The 18,597-nt window shown below is 67.0% G+C and carries 22 protein-coding genes; 15 read left to right on the top strand and 7 right to left on the bottom strand.

Annotated elements, in window-relative coordinates:
- The first annotated feature begins 2 nt into the window (after positions 1-2).
- Together CLM74_RS05960 and CLM74_RS05955 are read left to right on the top strand one after the other, a co-directional pair.
- Positions 3-512 (top strand): pathogenicity-like protein, encoded by a 510-nt coding sequence (locus CLM74_RS05960; protein ID WP_032975965.1) that lies wholly within the window; start codon positions 3-5, stop codon positions 510-512.
- A 154-nt stretch (positions 513-666) separates the two neighbouring features.
- Positions 667-1,878, top strand: a complete 1,212-nt coding sequence (locus CLM74_RS05955; RefSeq protein WP_170919603.1) for an RNA polymerase sigma factor — start codon at positions 667-669, stop codon at positions 1,876-1,878.
- A gap of 51 nt (positions 1,879-1,929) precedes the next feature.
- On the opposite strand, the gene CLM74_RS05950 is transcribed toward CLM74_RS05955, so the two are convergent.
- Positions 1,930-2,493, bottom strand: coding sequence for an EF-hand domain-containing protein (locus tag CLM74_RS05950; protein WP_032975963.1), 564 nt, complete (start codon positions 2,491-2,493; stop codon positions 1,930-1,932).
- A 156-nt stretch (positions 2,494-2,649) separates the two neighbouring features.
- On the opposite strand from CLM74_RS05950, the gene CLM74_RS05945 reads away from it, so the two are divergent.
- Complete coding sequence (locus tag CLM74_RS05945) at positions 2,650-3,405, top strand: arginyltransferase (protein ID WP_105163635.1); 756 nt, start codon at positions 2,650-2,652, stop codon at positions 3,403-3,405.
- Positions 3,406-3,443: 38 nt separating this feature from the next.
- On the top strand, positions 3,444-4,649 hold the full coding sequence (locus CLM74_RS05940) for an endonuclease/exonuclease/phosphatase family protein (protein ID WP_105163634.1): 1,206 nt from the start codon (positions 3,444-3,446) through the stop codon (positions 4,647-4,649).
- Between the two features lie 89 nt (positions 4,650-4,738).
- Here the strand turns inward: CLM74_RS05940 and purT are convergent, their stop codons facing one another.
- The gene (purT, locus tag CLM74_RS05935; RefSeq protein ID WP_105163633.1) at positions 4,739-5,926 is read right to left on the bottom strand and encodes a formate-dependent phosphoribosylglycinamide formyltransferase; all 1,188 of its coding nucleotides are present in this window, start codon (positions 5,924-5,926) and stop codon (positions 4,739-4,741) included.
- A 145-nt stretch (positions 5,927-6,071) separates the two neighbouring features.
- Between purT and CLM74_RS05930 the strand changes: the two genes are divergently transcribed.
- The 6 genes from CLM74_RS05930 to CLM74_RS05910 are packed head-to-tail and all read left to right on the top strand — an operon-like array spanning position 6,072 to position 10,055.
- Positions 6,072-6,953: an SPFH domain-containing protein gene (locus CLM74_RS05930; RefSeq protein WP_025873866.1), complete on the top strand. Its 882-nt coding sequence runs from the start codon at positions 6,072-6,074 to the stop codon at positions 6,951-6,953.
- A gap of 45 nt (positions 6,954-6,998) precedes the next feature.
- Positions 6,999-7,178: a hypothetical protein gene (locus tag CLM74_RS05925; RefSeq protein ID WP_005412615.1), complete on the top strand. Its 180-nt coding sequence runs from the start codon at positions 6,999-7,001 to the stop codon at positions 7,176-7,178.
- Complete coding sequence (locus CLM74_RS05920; RefSeq protein ID WP_025873867.1) at positions 7,175-7,354, top strand: DUF4177 domain-containing protein; 180 nt, start codon at positions 7,175-7,177, stop codon at positions 7,352-7,354. The genes CLM74_RS05925 and CLM74_RS05920 overlap by 4 nt, the downstream gene beginning before the upstream one ends.
- Positions 7,355-7,356: 2 nt before the next feature.
- The gene (locus tag CLM74_RS05915; protein WP_105163632.1) at positions 7,357-8,646 is read left to right on the top strand and encodes an alpha/beta fold hydrolase; all 1,290 of its coding nucleotides are present in this window, start codon (positions 7,357-7,359) and stop codon (positions 8,644-8,646) included.
- Entirely contained in the window at positions 8,643-9,236 is a 594-nt protein-coding gene (locus CLM74_RS21635) for a PH domain-containing protein (protein WP_025873869.1), read from the top strand. The genes CLM74_RS05915 and CLM74_RS21635 overlap by 4 nt, the downstream gene beginning before the upstream one ends.
- A 9-nt stretch (positions 9,237-9,245) precedes the next feature.
- Complete coding sequence (locus CLM74_RS05910; RefSeq protein WP_199776078.1) at positions 9,246-10,055, top strand: M15 family metallopeptidase; 810 nt, start codon at positions 9,246-9,248, stop codon at positions 10,053-10,055.
- 261 nt (positions 10,056-10,316) lie between these two features.
- Here the strand turns inward: CLM74_RS05910 and CLM74_RS05905 are convergent, their stop codons facing one another.
- From CLM74_RS05905 to CLM74_RS05890, 4 genes are all read right to left on the bottom strand, one after another.
- Positions 10,317-10,688, bottom strand: coding sequence for a DUF423 domain-containing protein (locus CLM74_RS05905; RefSeq protein ID WP_025873872.1), 372 nt, complete (start codon positions 10,686-10,688; stop codon positions 10,317-10,319).
- 105 nt (positions 10,689-10,793) lie between these two features.
- The gene (locus CLM74_RS05900) at positions 10,794-11,867 is read right to left on the bottom strand and encodes an SRPBCC family protein (RefSeq protein WP_032975952.1); all 1,074 of its coding nucleotides are present in this window, start codon (positions 11,865-11,867) and stop codon (positions 10,794-10,796) included.
- Positions 11,868-12,112: 245 nt separating this feature from the next.
- On the bottom strand, positions 12,113-12,754 hold the full coding sequence (locus CLM74_RS05895) for a response regulator transcription factor (protein ID WP_025873873.1): 642 nt from the start codon (positions 12,752-12,754) through the stop codon (positions 12,113-12,115).
- Positions 12,754-13,959: a sensor histidine kinase gene (locus CLM74_RS05890; RefSeq protein ID WP_025873874.1), complete on the bottom strand. Its 1,206-nt coding sequence runs from the start codon at positions 13,957-13,959 to the stop codon at positions 12,754-12,756. Before CLM74_RS05890 ends, CLM74_RS05895 begins: the two co-directional genes overlap by 1 nt.
- Before the next feature lie 150 nt (positions 13,960-14,109).
- Here CLM74_RS05890 and CLM74_RS05885 point away from each other — a divergent pair, with 150 nt between their 5' ends.
- Genes CLM74_RS05885 through CLM74_RS05865 form a run of 5 tightly spaced genes read left to right on the top strand, consistent with a single transcriptional unit; the run spans position 14,110 to position 17,147 of the window.
- On the top strand, positions 14,110-14,706 hold the full coding sequence (locus CLM74_RS05885; RefSeq protein ID WP_025873875.1) for a GNAT family N-acetyltransferase: 597 nt from the start codon (positions 14,110-14,112) through the stop codon (positions 14,704-14,706).
- A complete protein-coding gene (minC, locus tag CLM74_RS05880) occupies positions 14,652-15,512 on the top strand; it encodes a septum site-determining protein MinC (RefSeq protein ID WP_059063452.1) in 861 nt (286 codons plus the stop codon). The genes CLM74_RS05885 and minC overlap by 55 nt, the downstream gene beginning before the upstream one ends.
- Before the next feature lie 36 nt (positions 15,513-15,548).
- The gene (minD, locus tag CLM74_RS05875; protein ID WP_025873877.1) at positions 15,549-16,358 is read left to right on the top strand and encodes a septum site-determining protein MinD; all 810 of its coding nucleotides are present in this window, start codon (positions 15,549-15,551) and stop codon (positions 16,356-16,358) included.
- Positions 16,359-16,360: 2 nt separating this feature from the next.
- Positions 16,361-16,621 carry a cell division topological specificity factor MinE gene (gene minE / locus CLM74_RS05870; protein WP_005408532.1) on the top strand — a complete coding sequence of 87 codons (261 nt, stop codon included), beginning with the start codon at positions 16,361-16,363 and terminating at the stop codon, positions 16,619-16,621.
- 46 nt (positions 16,622-16,667) lie between these two features.
- On the top strand, positions 16,668-17,147 hold the full coding sequence (locus CLM74_RS05865) for a hypothetical protein (protein WP_105163631.1): 480 nt from the start codon (positions 16,668-16,670) through the stop codon (positions 17,145-17,147).
- 88 nt (positions 17,148-17,235) lie between these two features.
- Here CLM74_RS05865 and CLM74_RS05860 read toward each other — a convergent pair whose 3' ends face one another.
- Positions 17,236-18,474: a DUF819 family protein gene (locus CLM74_RS05860; RefSeq protein WP_025873879.1), complete on the bottom strand. Its 1,239-nt coding sequence runs from the start codon at positions 18,472-18,474 to the stop codon at positions 17,236-17,238.
- Positions 18,475-18,597: the final 123 nt, after the last annotated feature.

Here is an 18,597-nt window from a genome sequence, read left to right as displayed (position 1 = left end):
CGATGCGTCAGATTTTCAGCAGCCAGCGCGTGGAAACCGTGGAAGGCGTGGCCGAGCTCCTGCGCAGCCACGACATCCAGGTGAAGGTCACCAACGGACGCTCGTACAAGACCCGTCGCCGGGGTCAGTTCAGCTATACCGACCTGGGCAATGCAGGCGCCTACCCTGCGGTGTGGGTCGTGCGCGCCGACGACCAGCCGCGTGCGCGCGAAATCCTGCGCGACGCCCGCCTGCTCGACACCACCCGTCGTGACCACCCGACCGCCGAATTCGCCTTCCGCGATGATGTGCAGGAAAGTGCCGGTGGTCGTGGCTGGGCCTGGCGCATCCGCATTGCCCTGCTGGTGGTGATCGCCGGGGTGGCGCTGGTGATCGGCCTGCGCCATCGCGGTGCCCCTGCCCCAACCGCGCCGGTGCCCGCCCCGCAGGCACAGCCGCAGCAAGCACAGCCGACCGCGCCGGCACCGCCGGAAGAAGAGGAAGTGCGGGTCCGCATCCAGCCGTCCACGTAACGCGCAGGTAGCGCCGGGCCATGCCCGGCGAGCGCAGCGGCCTGACAGAAACGCCGCCGGGCATGGCCCGGCGCTACCGGGACGCGAACCGGTCACATTCGGCGCGCGCCTCCGTCATGGGACACAATCCCTGCAGGAGCCCGCCGCCATGACGATCTTCGCCGCAAGCATCGACGAAACCCTGGAACGCGAACTGCCCGCCGCCAGCAGCGGTTGCCAGCATGCCTATGGCCGCATCGTGCTGGCCTGCCAGAACACGGTCACCGCCATCGCCCTGGCCATCACCGGCGACCGCCAGGCCAGCGAGGACATCGCCCAGGAAGCGTTCGTGAAGGGCTGGCAGCAGCTGCATCAGCTGCGCAGCGCGAGCAGCTTCCTACCCTGGCTGCGGCAGATCACCCGCAACCTCGCCCGCGACTGGCTGCGCGCACAACGTGGCCGACCGCTGAGCGGCGAGGCTGCCGAAGTGGCGCTGACCATGGCTGCGGATCCGACCCCGGGCGTGGCCGATCGCCTGCAGCGGCTGGAAGAGGAAATCGCTGCCGAAGACATCATCTCTGCCCTGCCCGCCGACAGCCGCGAAGTCCTGCTGTTGTATTACCGCGAGGGCCAGCATTCGCAGCAGGTGGCCGACCTGCTCGGGCTGAGCGACGCGGCGGTACGCAAGCGCCTGTCACGTGCCCGTGCGCAGGTGCGCGAGGGCCTGCTGCAGCGCTTCGGCGAATTCGCACGCAGCAGCGCACCGAGTGCAGCGTTCGCAACGGCGGTGGTGTCGATGGTGATGATCGCCGCGCCCGGCACCGCCAGCGCGGCGATCCTGCTGGGAACCGGCGTCGGCGTGGGGGGCAGCAAGCTCGGCCTCGGTGGCGCCAGCGCTGCCGGCGGCACCGCGCTCGGCTCGTTGACCGCCACGCTGGGCCAGCTGCAGATGCTGCCTGCGTCAAGCTGGGCCGCGATCATCGGTGGCGTCGTCGGTGGCGCGCTCGGCAGCTATCTCGGAGGGCGTTTCCTGCTGTCCTACGCAGAGACCGGTGCCGAGCAGGTCCAGGTCCGCCGCTTCGTCAACCTCAGCACCGGCACCAGCCTGGGCTGGTGCCTGGCCATCCTGTTCACCGTGCTGCTGCAGGCGCCGATGTGGGCGCAGCTGCTGGTGCTGGCACTGGGCCTGGTGGTGGTCAACTACCAGTGCCTGGTGACGCTGCGGCGAATCATGGCGCCGCTGCTCGCGCGTGATGCAGCCCGGCGTGGGCGTAACGGGATCAACTGGAAGTACGAATCCATGTACGGCCTGACCGGCATGATGGCGGTGAACCTGATCGTCATCGGTGCCCTGGCCTACACGATGACGCTCAGCGGCCGCCTGTAACGGACAACGCCGGCAGTGCGCCGGCGTTGTCGTCGATCACTGCACTGAAAATCAGCGCTGCGGCTTCGGCGCGGCGCCGTCACGCGGGCCGCCGTGGCGCGGGCCACCGTGCATCGGGCCCTTGGCGGCGTCGAACTCCGCCTTGCTCAGCTGGCCATCCTTGTTGGTATCGGCTGCGGCGAACCAGGCGTCACGATGCTGCTTCATGCGCAGCTCGCGGTCGGCCTTGTCCAGGTAGCCATCCTTGTTGAGGTCGAGCTGGTCGAAACGCTCGGCCAGGCGCGGATCGGCCTTGGCTTCGTCACGGCTGATGCGGCCATCCTTGTTCGTGTCCAGCTTGGCCCAGCGCTCGCCGCCGCGACCACCGTGGCGGCCATGCTTCCAGCGCGGCAGCTCATCACGCGAGAGCTTGCCGTCCTTGTTCTTGTCCAGCTCGTCGAACTTTGCGGCCAGGCGCGGGTTGGCCGCCGCTTCGCTGCGGTCGATGACGCCGTCGCCATTGGTATCCAGCTTGGCCGAACGCTGCGCCGGTGCAGCCGGGGTGTCGGCAGCCAAGGCAATACCGGTCGCGGAGGTGCCGAGCAGCAGGGCCAGCAGCAGGGGGGTACGGATCATGGGGTCACTCCTGGGAATGGGATTGGCATCGGGGTGAACACCTCACCCTCGGAGGACAACAACGCCTGACCACGACCTCGGTTGACGCAGCCGCCCATTCCATTCATCCGGCGGACAGTCGCCGCCATTGCGACAGGCTGGAGCTATGCTGTGCCCATGGCGAGACACGGCGACAGAGACGACGAACTGCGACTGTTCCAGACCGGCGAGCACCCCTGCGGGTACTGGCCGGACCGGGTTGCACGCGACCTGGTGCTGGACCCGCAGGACCGTCGCCTCGGCGGGCTGTACCCGCTGGCCCTGAGCTGGGGCTTCCGACGCAGCGGTGATCTGGTCTATCGCCCGCATTGTGCGAACTGCCACGCCTGCGTCGCTGTGCGCATTCCGGTGGCCCGCTTCGCCCCGGATCGCAGCCAGCGCCGCTGCGCCGCCCGCAATGCCGATCTGGAAGTGCGCATCACCGCGGCCATGCCACGCGAGGATCTGTTCGAGCTGTACCACCGCTACCTGGTGCATCGTCATGCCAAGGGCGGTATGGACGACCACGGCCCGCACGAGTTCGAACAGTTCCTGATCGGCAGCTGGTCGCACACGCGCTTCATGGAAATGCGCCTGCCCGGCCACGACGGGCAGCCCAGCCAGCTGCTGGGCGTGGCGGTAACCGATGTGACCGAGCACGGGCTGTCGGCGGTCTATACCTTCTTCGACCCCGCCCATTCCGCGCGCGGGCTGGGCACGTTCGCGATCCTGCAGCAGCTGGAGTGGGCCCGCCGCGAGGGCTTGCCACATCTGTACCTGGGCTACTGGATACGCGAGCACCAGAAGATGGACTACAAGCGGCGCTATCGCCCGCTGGAGGCCTACGATGGCCGCCGCTGGCATGATTTCGATGACGAACTGGACGGACGCTGACAAACCACTGACACCGGGCCAGGTGCACAATATGGCCCATGAACGCCAAACCCCTGATTCTCGGCCTGGCCCTGCTCTGTGGCGCCGCCGCTCCCGCCTTCGCCACGTCCCCCGCGATGACCGAAAAACCGTCTGCAGCGCTGCGCCTGGCCACCTACAACACCTCGCTGTATTCGGACGAAGCCGGCGGCCTGATCGCCGAACTGGAAGGCGACAGCGAACATGCGCGCAAGATCGCCGCGGTACTGCAGCAGGCGCGCCCTGACCTGGTGCTGCTGAACGAGTTCGACTTCGATGACGCCCATCGTGCCGCCGACCTGTTCCAGAAGCGCTACCTGGAAGTGGCCCAGCCGGGTGGCGGCAAGCCGCTGCACTTCGCCTACCGCTACCTGGCGCCGGTGAACACCGGCGTGCCCAGTGGCCTGGACCTGGACAACAACGGCGTGGTCGGCGGCGAAGGCCGCGGTCGCGGCAACGACGCCTGGGGCTACGGCCTGCACCCGGGCCAGTACGGCATGCTGGTGCTGTCGCGCTACCCGATCGACGAAGCCAAGGTGCGCAGCTTCCAGCTGCTGAAGTGGAGTGCGATGCCCGGCGCGATCCGCCCGGTCGATCCGCGCACCGGCAAGAGCTTCTACAACGACACCGTCTGGTCGCAGCTGCGGCTGTCGTCGAAGTCGCATTGGGATGTACCGGTGAAGACCCCGGCCGGCGTGGTCCACGCACTGGTCTCGCACCCGACCCCGCCGGTGTTCGATGGCCCGGAAAAGCGCAACGCCGCGCGCAACCATGACGAACTGCGCCTGTGGCAGGAATACCTGTCCCAGGGTGACAAGCCGTGGCTGTGCGACGACAAGGGCCAGTGCGGCGGCCTGGCCCAGGATGCGCGTTTTGTCATTCTTGGCGACCTCAACAATGATCCGGTCGATGGCGATGGCCGCCACGAGGCGATCGTCGAACTGATCGAGAACGCCCGCGTGCTGCGCTACCCCACCCCACGCAGCATCGGCGCCGAGCAGACCAGCCTGGCCTATGCGGCCAAGGGCATCACCCGCAAGGGTGCACCGTTCCATGCCACCGGCGATTTCGGCCCGAAGTCCGGCACCATGCGCCTGGACTACGTGCTGCCCTCGGTCGGTTTCGAGTACCTCGGCAGCGGCGTGTTCTGGCCGGCCAATGAGAGTGCCGAAGCGAAGATCGCCGATGGCAGCGACCACCACCTGGTATGGGTGGATGTGAAATAAACCGGTAGCGCCGGGCCATGCCCGGCGGCTTTTCCGGCCGCGTCGCGCGCCCTATGGGAAGCCGCCGGGCATGGCCCGGCGCTACCGTTTTACGAGCGCAGCTCGACGCCGATCGCTTCGGCGGCGTCACGCGCGATGGCGCGTGCTTCGTCGATGGATTCCGCGCGCGCCAGGGTCACGCCCACACGGCGGTGGCCATGCACGCTCGGCTTGCCGAACAGGCGCACGGCGGTGTCCGGCACCTGCAGTGCGGCGGCCACGTTGTTGAAGTACGGCACGCCTTCGCCATGCGCCAGCAGCGCGCACGAGGCCGATGGGCCACTCTGGCGGATCACCGGGATCGGCAGGCCGAGGATGGCCCGCGCATGCAGCGCGAACTCGCTCAGCTCCTGCGAGACCAGCGTCACCAGGCCGGTGTCGTGCGGGCGCGGCGATACTTCGCTGAACCACACCTCGTCGCCCTTCACGAACAGTTCGACGCCGAACAGCCCCCAGCCACCGAGATCATCGGTGATCGCGCGCGAGATCTCCTCGGCACGCGCCAGCGCGTTGTCCGACATCGGTTGCGGCTGCCAGCTTTCGCGATAGTCGCCCTCCTTCTGCAGGTGGCCGATCGGCGCGCAGAACGAAGTCCCGGCGGCGTGACGTACGGTCAGCAGGGTGATCTCGTAATCGAAGTCGATGAAACCCTCGACGATGCAGCGGCCGGCGCCGGCACGGCCACCGGTCTGCGCGTATTCCCATGCGGGGGCGATGTCCGCCTCGCTGCGCAGCGTGCTCTGGCCCTTGCCCGAGGACGACATCACCGGCTTGACCACGCACGGCAGGCCGATCGCCGCCACGGCGGCGCGGTACTCGGCCTCGGTGTCGACAAAGCGGTACGGCGAGGTCGGCAGGCCCAGCGTCTCGGCGGCCAGGCGGCGGATGCCCTCACGGTCCATGGTCAGGCGCGCAGCGCGCGCGGTCGGGATCACCCGCAGGCCCTGCTCCTGTTCCAGCTGCACCAGGGTCTCGGTATGGATCGCCTCGATCTCGGGCACCACCAGGTGCGGCTGCTCCTGGGCGATCAACTGGCGCAGGGCCATCGCGTCCAGCATGTCGATCACGTGCGAACGATGTGCCACCTGCATGGCCGGGGCATCGGCGTAACGGTCGGCAGCGATCACTTCCACGCCCAGTCGCTGCAGTTCGATGGCCACTTCCTTGCCAAGTTCGCCCGAGCCCAGCAGCAGCACACGGGTGGCGGAGGGGGACAACGGGGTTCCAAGCTTGGCCATGGCGGGGTTCCAGCAGCGATGTGAAGGCGGGTGGGCATTCTAGCCGGTCCAGCCGCAGTGCCTGGGTACGCCCAGCCGACGAACGGTAGCCCGAATGTGATATCACTTTGATATCTTCAATTCGAACCCTCAAGGACGTACCGCCATGAAAGAGAAGTCGCTGTCCTCCCTCAACGGCCTGGGCGCGCTCGCCGGGTCCCTGGTCGTAGCCCTCGCCGGCGGCGCCCTGTTCGTGGCCGGGGTCGCGGCGAAGGCCAGCACCGGTTCGCCCAACGTGCTGCTGATTCTGGCCGGCCTGCTGATCGCTGCGCTGGCGCTGGTCGCGCTGGCCGGCCTGTATACCGTGCAGCCCAACCAGGCGGCGGTGGTCAGCCTGTTCGGCAAGTACGTCGGCACCGTCAAGGACAACGGCCTGCGCTGGAACAATCCCTTCTTCAGCAAGCGACGCGTGAGCCAGCGCGTGCGCAATTTCGAGAGCGGCAAGCTGAAGGTCAACGAGCTGGACGGCAGCCCGATCGAGATCGCTGCGGTGATCGTCTGGCAGGTGGTCGATGCCTCCGAAGCGGTCTACAACGTGGACGACTACGAGAGCTTCGTGCACATCCAGTCCGAATCGGCGCTGCGCGCGATGGCCACCAGCTACCCCTATGACCAGCACGAGGACGGCCAGCTGGCGCTGCGCAGCCATGCCAGCGAGATCTCCCAGCACCTGAAGAACGAACTGGCCGAGCGCCTGGCCGATGCCGGCGTGCAGGTGATCGATGCGCGCATCAGCCACCTCGCCTACGCCGCTGAAATCGCCCAGGCGATGCTGCAGCGGCAGCAGGCCAATGCGGTCATCGCCGCACGCACGCGCATCGTCGCCGGTGCGGTCGGCATGGTCGAGATGGCGCTGGCCGAGCTGCAGAAAAACGGCGTGGTGCAGCTGGACGAGGAGCGCAAGGCGCACATGGTCAGCAACCTGTTGACCGTGCTGTGCTCGGACCGCGGCACGCAGCCGGTCGTCAACACCGGCTCGCTGTACTGAGCCACCCTCGCAACGGGGCGCCCCACCGCCCCGCCAGGAGTCTGCATGAGCGAGAAAAAAGCCTATCCGCTGCGCATCAACGCCGAGGTCCTGGCGGCCGCACAGCGCTGGGCGGACGATGAACTGCGCAGCCTCAACGCGCAGATCGAATACGTGCTGCGCGACGCACTGCGCAAGGCAGGCCGCCTGCCGAAACCCAAGCCATCGCCGGAGGACAAGGAATGAGCAAGCGCTGGAGCTACCTGACCGTCGAGGTCAAGACATCCATGATGGGCCTGCAGAAGGCCGATGACATCCAGGCCGAACTGAGCCGCCAGGGCCAGCTGGGCTGGGAACTGGTCAACATCATCGTCCCGGCGCCAATGCGCCCGGCCCTGCTGGTCTTCAAGAAGGAGCTGTAACCATGAGCGCACGCCGCTCGTTGCTTGCTGTTTCCCTTGCCCTGTTGTCCGCCAGTGCATCCGCTGGCGAACCGCAGCAGGTCGCAGCACGCCTGCTCGATCACCTGCAGGCAGGGCGCACCGCCGATGCCGAGGCCATGCTGACACCGCAGATGGCCGCGGCTGTGCCTGCCGACAAGCTGCAGGGCCTGTGGCAGTCGCTGGGTGAGCTGAAGCAGCGCGGCCCGGCGCACAGCAGTGAGCAGCAGGGCGTGCACCTGGTGGAAGTACCGTTGCAGTTCGCCAGTGGCGCGGTGATCGCGCAGGTGGCGGTGAACGGGCAGGACCAAGTGGCTGGCCTGCTGCTGCGCCCGGCCCCGGCCGCCAAGGCAGCGCCACCGCCGGCCGACGCGAACTACAGCGAAGCCGATTTCAGCGTGCCACAGGCACGCGGTGCGCTGCCCGGCACCTTGTCCCTGCCCAAGGGCAAAGGACCGTTCCCGGCCGTAGTGCTGGTGCACGGCTCCGGCCCACAGGATCGCGACGAAACCATCGGTGGCAACCGTCCGTTCCTGGACATCGCCCGCGGCTTGGCCGCCCAGGGCATCGCCGTGCTGCGCTACGACAAGCGCACCCATGCCCGCCCCCAGGACTTCCAGAGCGGCAGCTTCAACGTTGATGACGAGACCACCGACGATGCCATCGCCGCGTTGAGCGCGTTGGCGGCGGACCCACGCATCGACGGCAAGCGGATCTTCGTGCTCGGCCACAGCCAGGGCGGCATGCTCGCCCCGCGCATCGCCAGCCGCTGGCCACAGGCGCGCGGCGCGATCCTGTGGGCCGCGCCGGCGCGCACATTGCTTGAACTGCTGCCGGAGCAGAACCGCTACCTGCTGTCGCTGGACGGCTCGATCAGCGCCCCGGAACAAGCGTTCCTGGACAAGCTCGACGCGCAGATCGCCGCGGCCCGCAGCGAAACTCTTGTGCCAGCCAGCGAACTGCCACTGGGCGTGCCGCAGACGTTCTGGAAAAGCATCGAAGCGGTGAACGCACGCGGCGACGCGGTTGCGCTGAATAAACCACTGCTGATGCTGCACGGGGGCCGCGACTTCCAGGTACCGGAAACGGATTGGGCACTGTGGAAAAAAACCCTGGCCGATCGCCGGGACGTGCAATGGAAGGCCTACCCTGCCCTCAACCACATCGGCATCGCCGGCAGCGGCCCCAGTTCATTGAAGGAATACGCACAGCCGGGCCACGTCGATGGGCAGCTGATCGATGACGTTGCGCGTTGGGTGGAGGCGCAGCGATGAGCGGCAGTGATGCACGCCCCTTCGAGGTTGCCGAGAGTTCTTCGCTGCGGGTGCTGTGGGTGCTGCTGCCACTGCTGGCGGTACTGGGCGTGGGCATGTGGGCACAGCTGCACGACAATCGCAGCGAGGCTCCCTGGATGGAGGTCACCCTGTCGCCGCCGTTCTTCCTGATGGGCGGCAGCGCGGCATGGAGCCTGGCGGTGATCGTGCTGATGGGCATCGGCCTGGGCTGGGCGTTCTTCCGTCGCCGGGTGGAGCTGGCAGGCAACGTGCTGGACGTGCGTTCAACCTTGTACCGTCGCCGCACGCCGGTGGCCGACCTGCTGCTGGACCAGGCCGAGGTGGTCGACCTGAGCCGTGATCGCCGCTATGGCATCCGTTTCAAGACCAACGGCTACAGCATGCCCGGCTTCTACTCCGGGCACTTCCGCCTGCAGGGCGGCGGCAAGGGCTTTGCCCTGGTCACCGACCGCGCACGCACGCTGGTGATTCCGGTGCGCGGCGGCAGCACCCTGCTGCTCAGCCTGGAGCGCCCGCAGGCCCTGCTCGAGGCGCTGCGCAAGGTGGCCGCCACGGCGCCACGGCAGTAAGCTGGATCGATGCACCGCACCACTCCGCTGTTGATCAATACCGAGACCGTCGAACTGTGGCCTGCGCCGCTGCTGCGCGCGCGCAGCAATCTCGACGCCCGCCTGCTGGCCCGCGCGCAATGGGTACTGCGGCGCAAGCGCGATGGCCGCTACCTGGCGGCAGTACTGGCGCACGGTGTGCACTCGCTGGTGCCGCGCCTGCCACGCGAGCCCGGCGTGGAGGACGCGCTGGCCCTGCTGGATGGCGCACGGTCACGACCGTTCGGCGCTGCAATGGAAGACCAGTGGCTGCCGCTGGTTGGCCTGCAGCAGCGCCTGCAGCAGCTGGGCCTGGATGCACAGCGCTATGCGCACGACAGCGGGCTGGCACTGGAAGCCGAGCCGTGCGTGCTGCACTGGGCCGGACGTGATCGCTTTGCCCGCCCGTTGTGGCTGCGCCGCGGTGCCGCGCAGGGCTGGCGACGGATGCGCCTGCATGCCGCCCGGGATGGAATTGCACTGGACGCGATCTCCGGCTTCCGCAGCCATGCGTATCAGCTCGGCATTTTCGAACGCAAGCTGGCGCGCGGGCAGAGCGTGCCGCAGATCCTGAAGGTCAATGCCGCCCCTGGTTTCAGCGAACACCACAGTGGTCACGCGCTGGACATCGGCACACCGGGGGATGCGCCGGCAGAGGAGACCTTCGAGGCGACGGCTGCGTTTGCGTGGCTGCAGGCCAATGCCGCGGCGCACGGGTTCCATCTGAGCTATCCGCGCGACAACCCGCATGGGATCGTCTACGAACCGTGGCACTGGTGCTGGAAACCGGCCAACGGCTGAGCCCCTCGTGGCAGCTGCTCGACTGCGGTCCTCGGGCTGGCCGGGAGGGTGGCGGCGCAGGGGCCGCTGCAAGTACGTCCATGTAAGCTCGGGCGCGCCATCCATGGCGCTTACGTCCCTGCGCCGCCCATCCTCCCGGCCACGGACAGTTTCCGCGTGCGTCCGCCACGGAATTGAACAAACAAAAAAGCAAAGGCAGACGCGGGTCGCTGCGCTCGACGCCGGGCGTGGCCCGGCGCTACCAGTGCTTGGGCGTTGCGGCTAGCGCCGCAGCGCGTTGATCGCCAGCAGTACCCACCCGGCCATCAGCGTGGTGCCACCTACCGGCGCCAGCCGGGTCGGCCACTGCCACAGCGCACCGCCCACCAGGCTGCCGGAGAACAGCAGCACGCCCAGCAGCAACACGTACAACGCCAGATGCGCGATCGCGCCCTGCGCGCGCGGGCCGAGGGCGGCCAGTACCGCTCCGTGGGCAAAGGCGTACAACGCCGCCATGTTCAGGTGCTGCTGCGCCAGCGGATCGGACACGCCATGCGCGGCATAGGCCGAGAGACCGATCGAGGCCGCTGCCAGCAGCGCCCCCAGGCAGGCCAGCAACGACGGTTTACGCGCGCGTCGTTCGGAATTGAACATGACAGCTCCTTGCGCAATGCCCGACACCGGGCTCGGGATGAAAAAAAAACGCGCCGCAGGAAGCGGCGCGTTTTCGTGTCCAGCACTACATGGGTCAGCCGAGGCTTACTTGACGGCCCAGTAGATGTCGTACGTCGCTTCCGGGGTGAACGACTTGTCCACGCCGTCCTTCCAGGTTTCGTACGGACGGTCGATGACTTCGTTGCCCGAGGTCACGGCCCAGGCGCGCAGGGCGCTGCGGGCAACGTCCAGGCCTGCCATGTGACCGGTGTAGGCCGCATGCGCCGAACGGTGCGGAGCAACGCGGACGTACTTGACCGGAGCGCCACCGTCGATCTTGACGGTCAGCTGTTCGGCCGGCACGCCTTCAGCACCCTTCTTCTTCACCGGCTGGGCGATGTCGAAGGCGTACTTCTCAGCACCGAAATCGGTGGTGATGATACGCAGCGGACCGGCGGCTTCCAGGCCATTGGCCTCGATCACGCGCTTGATCCACTCCTGGTTGTCCTTGATGGACTTGGTGATGGAATCCTGGCCACGGTCGACATTACCGGCGGTGACGACCAGCAGGTCTTCGGCCGGGACATCGACGATGCCCAGATCGGTCAGCGGGGCTTCGGAAGTGCGGTAGTCGACATTCGGCACGGTGGCCAGCATGTTCGCCAGGCGCGACAGACCCATCTTGATGTCATCGCCGATCTGGCGGCTGACATACAGGCCTGCGTAGCGACCGAACAGGTCAAAGCCATACTTCACCGAGTAGTCCTGGGTGATCTTGACGTTGCGACCGCCCTTGCCGGTCGGCTCCAGGGTGAAGGTGCTGACCTTGTCGTGACCCTTGGAGGCGTCGTCGATGGCGATAACAACACGCTTGTTCTCTTCGGCTTCGGTCACCTTCCAGGAACCGGTGCCCAGGTCCTTGGAGGTGTAGTCGAGAGTGGCACCGACGCCGGAGGCCGGGCCGGACAGCTTCAGTTCAACGGCGGGATCGCGCAGTACCAGCGGGTTCCAGTCCTTGAAGCGGCGCAGACTGCTGACCGTGTCGTACACGATCGTCATCTTGCGGTTGGTCTCGATGCTTTCGGTGATGTGACGCTCGCCCGGCAGACAGACGCCAATGATGACGAACAGGCCAGCCACGATCCCCAAGGCGATCAGGAACTCGATAATACGGGTCATTCAGAGAGTCTCCGGGGCCGATCCCACGGCCGGGTTGATTGAAGCGAAGCGCCAATCCTAGCAGGCTTCGCGGGCATTGGTTATCGGGATTGGCGCACCGGTTTCCGTGCCGGCTGCGCATTTGTATGCACAAAGAATTCGAAGGGTAACGCATCCGCGTACCCGGCATGTAGGGGGCAAGTGGGGGGCAACCCTGAATCCGGGCCCAGACTGCGTGCCAAGTCTTTGTCGCTAAAGGATTTTCCTCACACCAACTGGAGTTCAAACGCTTTCAGGACTGCACGCGTACGGTCACGTACGCCCAGTTTGGAAAGGATGTTGGACACATGGTTCTTGATCGTGCCCTCGGCGACCCCCAGCGAATTGGCGATCTCCTTGTTGGAGAAACCGCTGGCCATCAGCCGCAGGATCTCGGTCTCACGGTCGGTCAGCGGGTCGGGCCGGTCCAGGCTGACGAAGTCGTTGCGCATGTGCTCCAGCCCGGACAGCAGCCGCTGGGTCACCGCCGGCTGCACCAGTGAACCGCCATCGGCCACCGTGCGGATCGCCCCGACCAGCTGCGCCAGGGTCACGTCCTTGAGCAGGTAGCCCTTGGCACCGGCCTTGAGCCCGGCCAGCACCAGCTGGTCATCGTCGAAGGTGGTCAGGATGATGGTCGGCGGCAGCTGTTCCTGCCGTGACAGCACCTGCAGCGCCTCCAGCCCGGACATCACCGGCATGCGCATGTCCATCAGGACCACGTCCGGACGGATCTGCGGGATCAGCTCGACCGCCTGGCGGCCATCGGCGGCCTCGGCCACCACTTCGATGCCGTCGTCGAGCGCCAGCAGCGAGCGGATCCCCTGCCGCACCAGGGTTTGGTCGTCGACCAGGCAGACGCGAATCATCAACGCACTCCTTCAGGAACCTGGGTAAGGGCCGCCAGCACCGTTGCCGGTACCGTCGCCCGCAGCCGGAAGCCTTCGCCGGGGCGGGTCTCCACCTGCAGCTGGCCTCCACATTGTTGCAGGCGTTCGCGCATGCCGCGCAAACCATTGCCCACATTGACCGTTTCCGCCCCGACGCCGTCGTCGCGGGCTTCCACCACGACCTGGTCCGGGACCTCACGGTACACCCGCAGCCACAGGTGGCGGGCGCCGGCATGGCGCACCGTGTTGGTGATGATCTCCTGGGTGCAGCGCAGCAGCACGTGGGCCCGCTGCGGGTCTTCCACGTTCAGCGGCTCCTCGATCTCCAGCTGGATGTCCAGCGACGGCACGTGCTCGGTCAGCGGACGCAGCGCAGCGGCCAGGTCGATGGCGCCGGTCTCGCGCAGCTGGCTGACCACCTCGCGCACGTTGCCCAGCAGCAGCTTGGCCAGGGCATGTGAGCGCTTCACGTGCTCCAGCGCCTGCCCTTCGGCGAGGTGGCCGGCCACTTCCAGATTCAGGGTCAACGCGGTCAGCTGGTGGCCCAGCAGATCATGCAGTTCGCGCGAAATGCGGGTGCGCTCGTTCACCCGCGCGCTTTCGGCCAGCAGCGCACGCGTGGCGCGCAGCTCGGCGTTCAGGCGGCGCTGCTCCTCACGCGCCTCGGCCTGGCGGCGGGCCACCAGCGCGATCACGAACACGAAGCTGGAAAAACCCATGTAGCCGACGGCCTGCAGCACGGCGATGACCGGCGGGAAGCCCAGCGGCTGGATGTAGACCGGCAGCACGGCCAGGTTGCTGGCCACCAGCCACACCACCCCGATGCGCGGGCCCAGCAGCCAGGGCAGCAGGCCGGCCACCACCATCAGCAGGATGCTGCCCAGTGCGGTGCCGGAGAAATAGCTCACGCCGATCGCGCAGGCCGTCAGCAGGATCAGCGCGGCATGGTCGAAGAAGCCGGGCCGGCTTTCGCCCAGCGAGCGCGTCAGCACCCAGTACACGAAGCCGAAGGCCAGGTAGGCCGAGGCCCAGGGAATGATCCGGAAGCCGGCCTCGCCGTCCAGGCTTTCCAGTGTCAGCGACACCGGATCGATCAGGTAGATCGCAAGCCAAAGGCCGACGGTGCCCCAGGTGAACAACCCGGAGTAGCGCAGCATCGCATTGTGGTTGAGTCGGGCCAGCATGGCCCATCGTAGCCTGTGCGCGTCAGGGCCCAAGGGCATAAAGTCATGTTCGGTGCGGTCCCCTGTTCATGCCGCAGCCCACCCCGGGCATGCAATAATCATGCGCAGGGTCCGTACATGGGACCAACCGCGTTACCCCACGGAGTCACAATGTCGATTGTCATCCGCGACGTGCGCGAGCACGAGCTCGATTCCGTCCTGGCTTTGAACAACAATGCTGGCCTGGCCATCCTTCCCCTGGATGCCGAGCGCCTGCGCCTGTTCTATGCAACCGCTGAATATTTCCGCGTCGCCGAGCGCGACGGCAACCTGGCCGGCTTCCTGATCGGCTTCGGCAGCGACAGCCAGCACGACAGCAGCAATTTCGCCTGGTTCAAGCAGCACCTGGACACCCCCTTCTTCTATATCGACCGCATCGTGGTCGCCAGCCGCCGTCGCGGTGGTGGCGTCGGCCGTGCGTTCTATGCCGACGCCCAGAGCTTCGCCGAGCTGCGCTACCCGCAGATGACCTGTGAAGTGTTCCTGGACCACGGCGCCGATGCCGCCCTGCTGTTCCACGGCAGCTTCGGCTTCCGCGAGCTGGGCCAGAACACCATGCCGCAGGTGGACGTGCGCGCCAGCATGCTGGCCAAGGAACTGTGCAGCTTCCCGTGGGTGAATGAAACCTATGGCGGCAAGCTGCCTGATGTTGCATGGGCGCGCGACCGGCAGCTGCCGGCGCAGGCACAGCGGTCGACGGGGACCTGAGCGTGGCAGTGAATTTCGATTACGAACAGGCCGGTGAACTGAAGATCGGCCAGGTGGGCATCGCCAACCTGCGCATCCGCACCCTTGATGTTGAACGCCTCGTGCAGGAAATGCAGGAACGGGTGAGCCGTGCGCCGAAGCTGTTCGGCCGTGCAGCGGTGATCCTGGACTTCGGCGGCCTCAGCCAGGTGCCCGACGTGGCAACGGCGCAGGCGCTGGTCGATGGCCTGCGCGGTGCCGGCGTACTGCCGGTGGCATTGGCCTATGGCACCAGTGCGGTCGACCTGCTCTCGCAGCAGCTCGGCCTGCCGCTGCTGGCCAAGTTCCGCGCCCAGTACGAGCGCGCCGAGGCAGAACCTGCCCCGCCGCCGGCACCCGCACCGGAACCGCGCCGTGCCGCACGCGCCGAAGCGAAAGCCGCGCCGGCTCCGGCTCCGGCCACGCCGATGGGCAAGGCTGCCGATGCCGCCGCGCCACAGCCGGGCCGCATGCAGCTGGGCAACGTGCGTTCGGGGCAGCAGCTGTATGCGGAAAACTGCGACCTGACCGTGATGGCCACCGTCGGCGCCGGCGCCGAGGTCATCGCCGATGGCAGCATCCATATCTACGGAACCCTGCGCGGCCGTGCGCTGGCAGGGGCCCAGGGCAACACCGCGGCACGCATTTTCTGCCGTGATTTCCATGCGGAACTGGTCGCCATTGCAGGCCACTACAAGGTACTGGACGATGTACCGGAAACCCTGCGCGGCAAGGCCGTGCAGGTGTGGCTGGAACAGGACCAGATCAAGATCGCTGCGCTGGACTGATGCAGCACCTCAAACAGAATCATCAGGAGAAGTCCTTTGGCTGAAATCATCGTAGTCACCTCCGGCAAGGGCGGCGTCGGCAAGACCACTTCCAGCGCAAGCCTGGCCTGCGGCCTGGCAAGGCGTGGCAAGAAGGTGGCGGTGATCGACTTCGACGTCGGCCTGCGCAACCTCGACCTGATCATGGGCTGCGAACGCCGCGTGGTGTACGACTTCGTGAATGTCGTGCACGGCGAAGCCACCCTCAAGCAGGCCCTGATCAAGGACAAGCGCTTCGACAACCTGTTCGTGCTGGCTGCCTCGCAGACCCGCGACAAGGATGCACTGACCCAGGAAGGCGTGGGCAAGGTCCTGAAGGACCTGGCTGCCGACGGCTTCGACTACATCATCTGCGACTCCCCGGCCGGCATCGAGAAGGGCGCCTTCCTGGCGATGTACTTCGCCGACCGCGCCGTGGTGGTGGTGAACCCGGAAGTGTCCTCGGTACGCGACTCGGACCGCATCATCGGCCTGCTCGATTCGAAGACCCACAAGGCCGAATCCGGCCAGGACGTGCCGGCCTTCCTGCTGCTGACCCGCTACACCCCGGTGCGCGTGGAAAGCGGCGAGATGCTCAGCATCGCCGACGTCGAGGAGGTCCTTGGCCTGAAGGCGATCGGCGTGATCCCCGAATCGGGCGACGTGCTCAATGCCTCCAACAAGGGCGAGCCGGTCATCCTGGATGGCGAATCCGCTGCCGGCCAGGCCTATGACGACGCCGTCGCACGCATCCTCGGCGAAGAACGCCCGATGCGCTTCACCAACGTCGAGAAGAAGGGCTTCTTCAGCAAGCTGTTCGGAGGGTAAGCATGGGCCTGTTTGATTTCCTCAAAGCGAAGAAGACCACCGCCGAAACCGCCAAGAACCGCCTGCAGATCATCATCGCGCAGGAGCGCAGCCACCGTGGCGGTCCCGACTACCTGCCGCTGCTGCAGCGCGAGCTGCTGGAAGTGATCAAGAAGTACGTCAACATCGACGTCGATGCAGTGAAGGTGGACCTGGTCAAGGATGGCCAGCACGACGTGCTGGACATCTCCGTGGCGCTGCCTGAAGGCCCGGACAAACCCTGACCCCCTGCCCCGCCCGTGCCTGCATGGGCGGGGCTGCCTGACCCGCATGACTGATACCACGCCCGAACCGAACGTTACCCGCGTCGGCGACATCGCCTTCGCCGATGCCCAGCGCCTGCTCGCTGCACATGAGCTGCGCCTGCATCACGTTGCGGCCGGCGAGCCGATCCCGGGCAGTTACTGGGGCGAGCCCGAGGCGGGCATCATCGCCAGCGACGTCTACGTACGCGATGACACGCCGGTGCATTCGATGCTGCACGAAGCCTGCCACCTGATCGTGCTGCCACCGGAGCGGCGCGCGCAGGTGCATACCGACGCCACCGATTCGGTGCCCGAAGAAGACGCCACCTGCTACCTGCAGATCGTGCTGGCCGGGCACCTGCCCGGTGTCGGCAGTGAGCGGCTGATGGCCGACATGGATGCGTGGGGGTATACGTATCGGTTGGGGTCGACGAAGGCGTGGTTTGAACAGGACGCCGAAGACGCAAAGGCTTGGCTGCTCGAACGCGGCTTGCCGGTGGCTTAACGCATCGGTAGCGCCGGGCCATGCCCGGCGGCATGCACATCCGCCGCCGCGATGGGGTTCGCCGGGCATGGCCCGGCGCTACCGTGGGTCACGTGGCCAGCGCGCGCAGGGTGATGCCGACCACATACGCCAGATAGGTGCCGGTGGCATAGCCCATCGTGCCCAGCAGCACGCCTACCGGCGCCAACGCCGGATGGAACGCAGCGGCCACCACCGGTGCCGAGGCCGGGCCGCCGATGTTCGACTGCGAACCGATGGCGAAGTAGAAGAACGGCACCTTCAACAGCTTGCCCAGGCACCACAGCAGCACGATGTGCACGCTGATCCAGATGATGCCGAGCAGGAACAGCCACGGGCGATCCAGCAACGCCAGCAGATCCATCTGCATGCCGATGCAGGCGATCAGGAAGTACAGCAGCAGCGAGCCCAGGCGCGAGGCGCCCGCGCCTTCCAGCGTACGTGCACGGGTGAAGCTGAGGCCCAGGCCGAGCGTAGTCGACAGCACCACCACCCACACGAACGGCGCATCCAGGCTGAACTGCGATGCCCAGCTGACGTGGACCTTGAACCAGGCCGCCAGCGGCGCGCCGATGGCGTGGGCCAGGCCGACGCCACCGAAGGCCACGGCCACGATCAGCATCAGATCGGTCAGGCTGGGAATCCGCTCGTGCTCGGCCTGGAAGCGTGCGATGCGCTCCTTCAGCTCGTCGATGGCGGAGGTATCGGCACCGCTGCGCGCATCGATCTTCGCCGCGCGCCCAGCCATGAAGATCAACGCCGCCATCCACACGTAGCCAACACCCACATCGACCACCGCGAACTGGCCGAACGTGGTCGCGTTGACATCGAACACTTCGCGCATGGCCAGCATGTTGGCACCGCCGCCGATCCAGCTGCCGGCCAGCGCCGCCATGCCGGCCCAGGTATCACCGGCGACGGTGTCCGGATGGATGGCACGCATGACCAGGAACGCGACCACCGCACCCAGCATGATGCTGGCCGAGGCGCCCAGGTACATCAGCACCAGCTTCGGCCCCAGCCGCAGGATGCCCTTGATGTCCACCGCCAGGGTCAGCAGGATCAGCGCCGCCGGCAGCAGGATGTCACGCGCGACCGGGTTGTACAGCTTGGTGTTCTGCCCGTCGATCAGGCCGAACGTGTTGTAGATGCCCGGCAGCAGATAGCACAGCAGCAGCGCCGGCACGAAGGTATAGAAGCGCTTCCACAGGCCCTGCTCGCGCGAAGCGGTCCAGAACACGGCGCCAAGGGTGGCGGCGATCAGGCCGAAGACGACGATGTCGTTCTGGATCAGGGCAGTCGAGGGCATGCAGGCATCCAGGTAGTGCCGGCCGCTGGCCGGCAACCCCATGTAGGTAGGTCGCAACGTGCAGTTGCCGGCCAGCGGCCGGCACTACCGGAAAGCCGCGCGCCGCCACAAGGGCGGCGCCGG

Source organism: Stenotrophomonas sp. MYb57 (assembly GCF_002966815.1).
Lineage (GTDB): Bacteria > Pseudomonadota > Gammaproteobacteria > Xanthomonadales > Xanthomonadaceae > Stenotrophomonas > Stenotrophomonas indicatrix.
The sequence above is the reverse complement of the archived record's forward strand: the minus strand, read 5'-3'. Positions and strand labels throughout refer to the sequence as shown.

Coding starts and splice junctions, on each gene's coding strand:
- CLM74_RS05960 (WP_032975965.1), top strand. CDS start 3: ATGCGTCAGATTTTCAGCAGCCAGCGCGTGGAAACCGTGGAAGGCGTG.
- CLM74_RS05950 (WP_032975963.1), bottom strand. CDS start 2,493: ATGATCCGTACCCCCCTGCTGCTGGCCCTGCTGCTCGGCACCTCCGCG.
- CLM74_RS05945 (WP_105163635.1), top strand. CDS start 2,650: ATGGCGAGACACGGCGACAGAGACGACGAACTGCGACTGTTCCAGACC.
- CLM74_RS05940 (WP_105163634.1), top strand. CDS start 3,444: ATGAACGCCAAACCCCTGATTCTCGGCCTGGCCCTGCTCTGTGGCGCC.
- purT (WP_105163633.1), bottom strand. CDS start 5,926: ATGGCCAAGCTTGGAACCCCGTTGTCCCCCTCCGCCACCCGTGTGCTG.
- CLM74_RS05930 (WP_025873866.1), top strand. CDS start 6,072: ATGAAAGAGAAGTCGCTGTCCTCCCTCAACGGCCTGGGCGCGCTCGCC.
- CLM74_RS05925 (WP_005412615.1), top strand. CDS start 6,999: ATGAGCGAGAAAAAAGCCTATCCGCTGCGCATCAACGCCGAGGTCCTG.
- CLM74_RS05920 (WP_025873867.1), top strand. CDS start 7,175: ATGAGCAAGCGCTGGAGCTACCTGACCGTCGAGGTCAAGACATCCATG.
- CLM74_RS05915 (WP_105163632.1), top strand. CDS start 7,357: ATGAGCGCACGCCGCTCGTTGCTTGCTGTTTCCCTTGCCCTGTTGTCC.
- CLM74_RS21635 (WP_025873869.1), top strand. CDS start 8,643: ATGAGCGGCAGTGATGCACGCCCCTTCGAGGTTGCCGAGAGTTCTTCG.
- CLM74_RS05910 (WP_199776078.1), top strand. CDS start 9,246: ATGCACCGCACCACTCCGCTGTTGATCAATACCGAGACCGTCGAACTG.
- CLM74_RS05905 (WP_025873872.1), bottom strand. CDS start 10,688: ATGTTCAATTCCGAACGACGCGCGCGTAAACCGTCGTTGCTGGCCTGC.
- CLM74_RS05900 (WP_032975952.1), bottom strand. CDS start 11,867: ATGACCCGTATTATCGAGTTCCTGATCGCCTTGGGGATCGTGGCTGGC.
- CLM74_RS05895 (WP_025873873.1), bottom strand. CDS start 12,754: ATGATTCGCGTCTGCCTGGTCGACGACCAAACCCTGGTGCGGCAGGGG.
- CLM74_RS05890 (WP_025873874.1), bottom strand. CDS start 13,959: ATGCTGGCCCGACTCAACCACAATGCGATGCTGCGCTACTCCGGGTTG.
- CLM74_RS05885 (WP_025873875.1), top strand. CDS start 14,110: ATGTCGATTGTCATCCGCGACGTGCGCGAGCACGAGCTCGATTCCGTC.
- minC (WP_059063452.1), top strand. CDS start 14,652: ATGGGCGCGCGACCGGCAGCTGCCGGCGCAGGCACAGCGGTCGACGGG.
- minE (WP_005408532.1), top strand. CDS start 16,361: ATGGGCCTGTTTGATTTCCTCAAAGCGAAGAAGACCACCGCCGAAACC.
- CLM74_RS05865 (WP_105163631.1), top strand. CDS start 16,668: ATGACTGATACCACGCCCGAACCGAACGTTACCCGCGTCGGCGACATC.
- CLM74_RS05860 (WP_025873879.1), bottom strand. CDS start 18,474: ATGCCCTCGACTGCCCTGATCCAGAACGACATCGTCGTCTTCGGCCTG.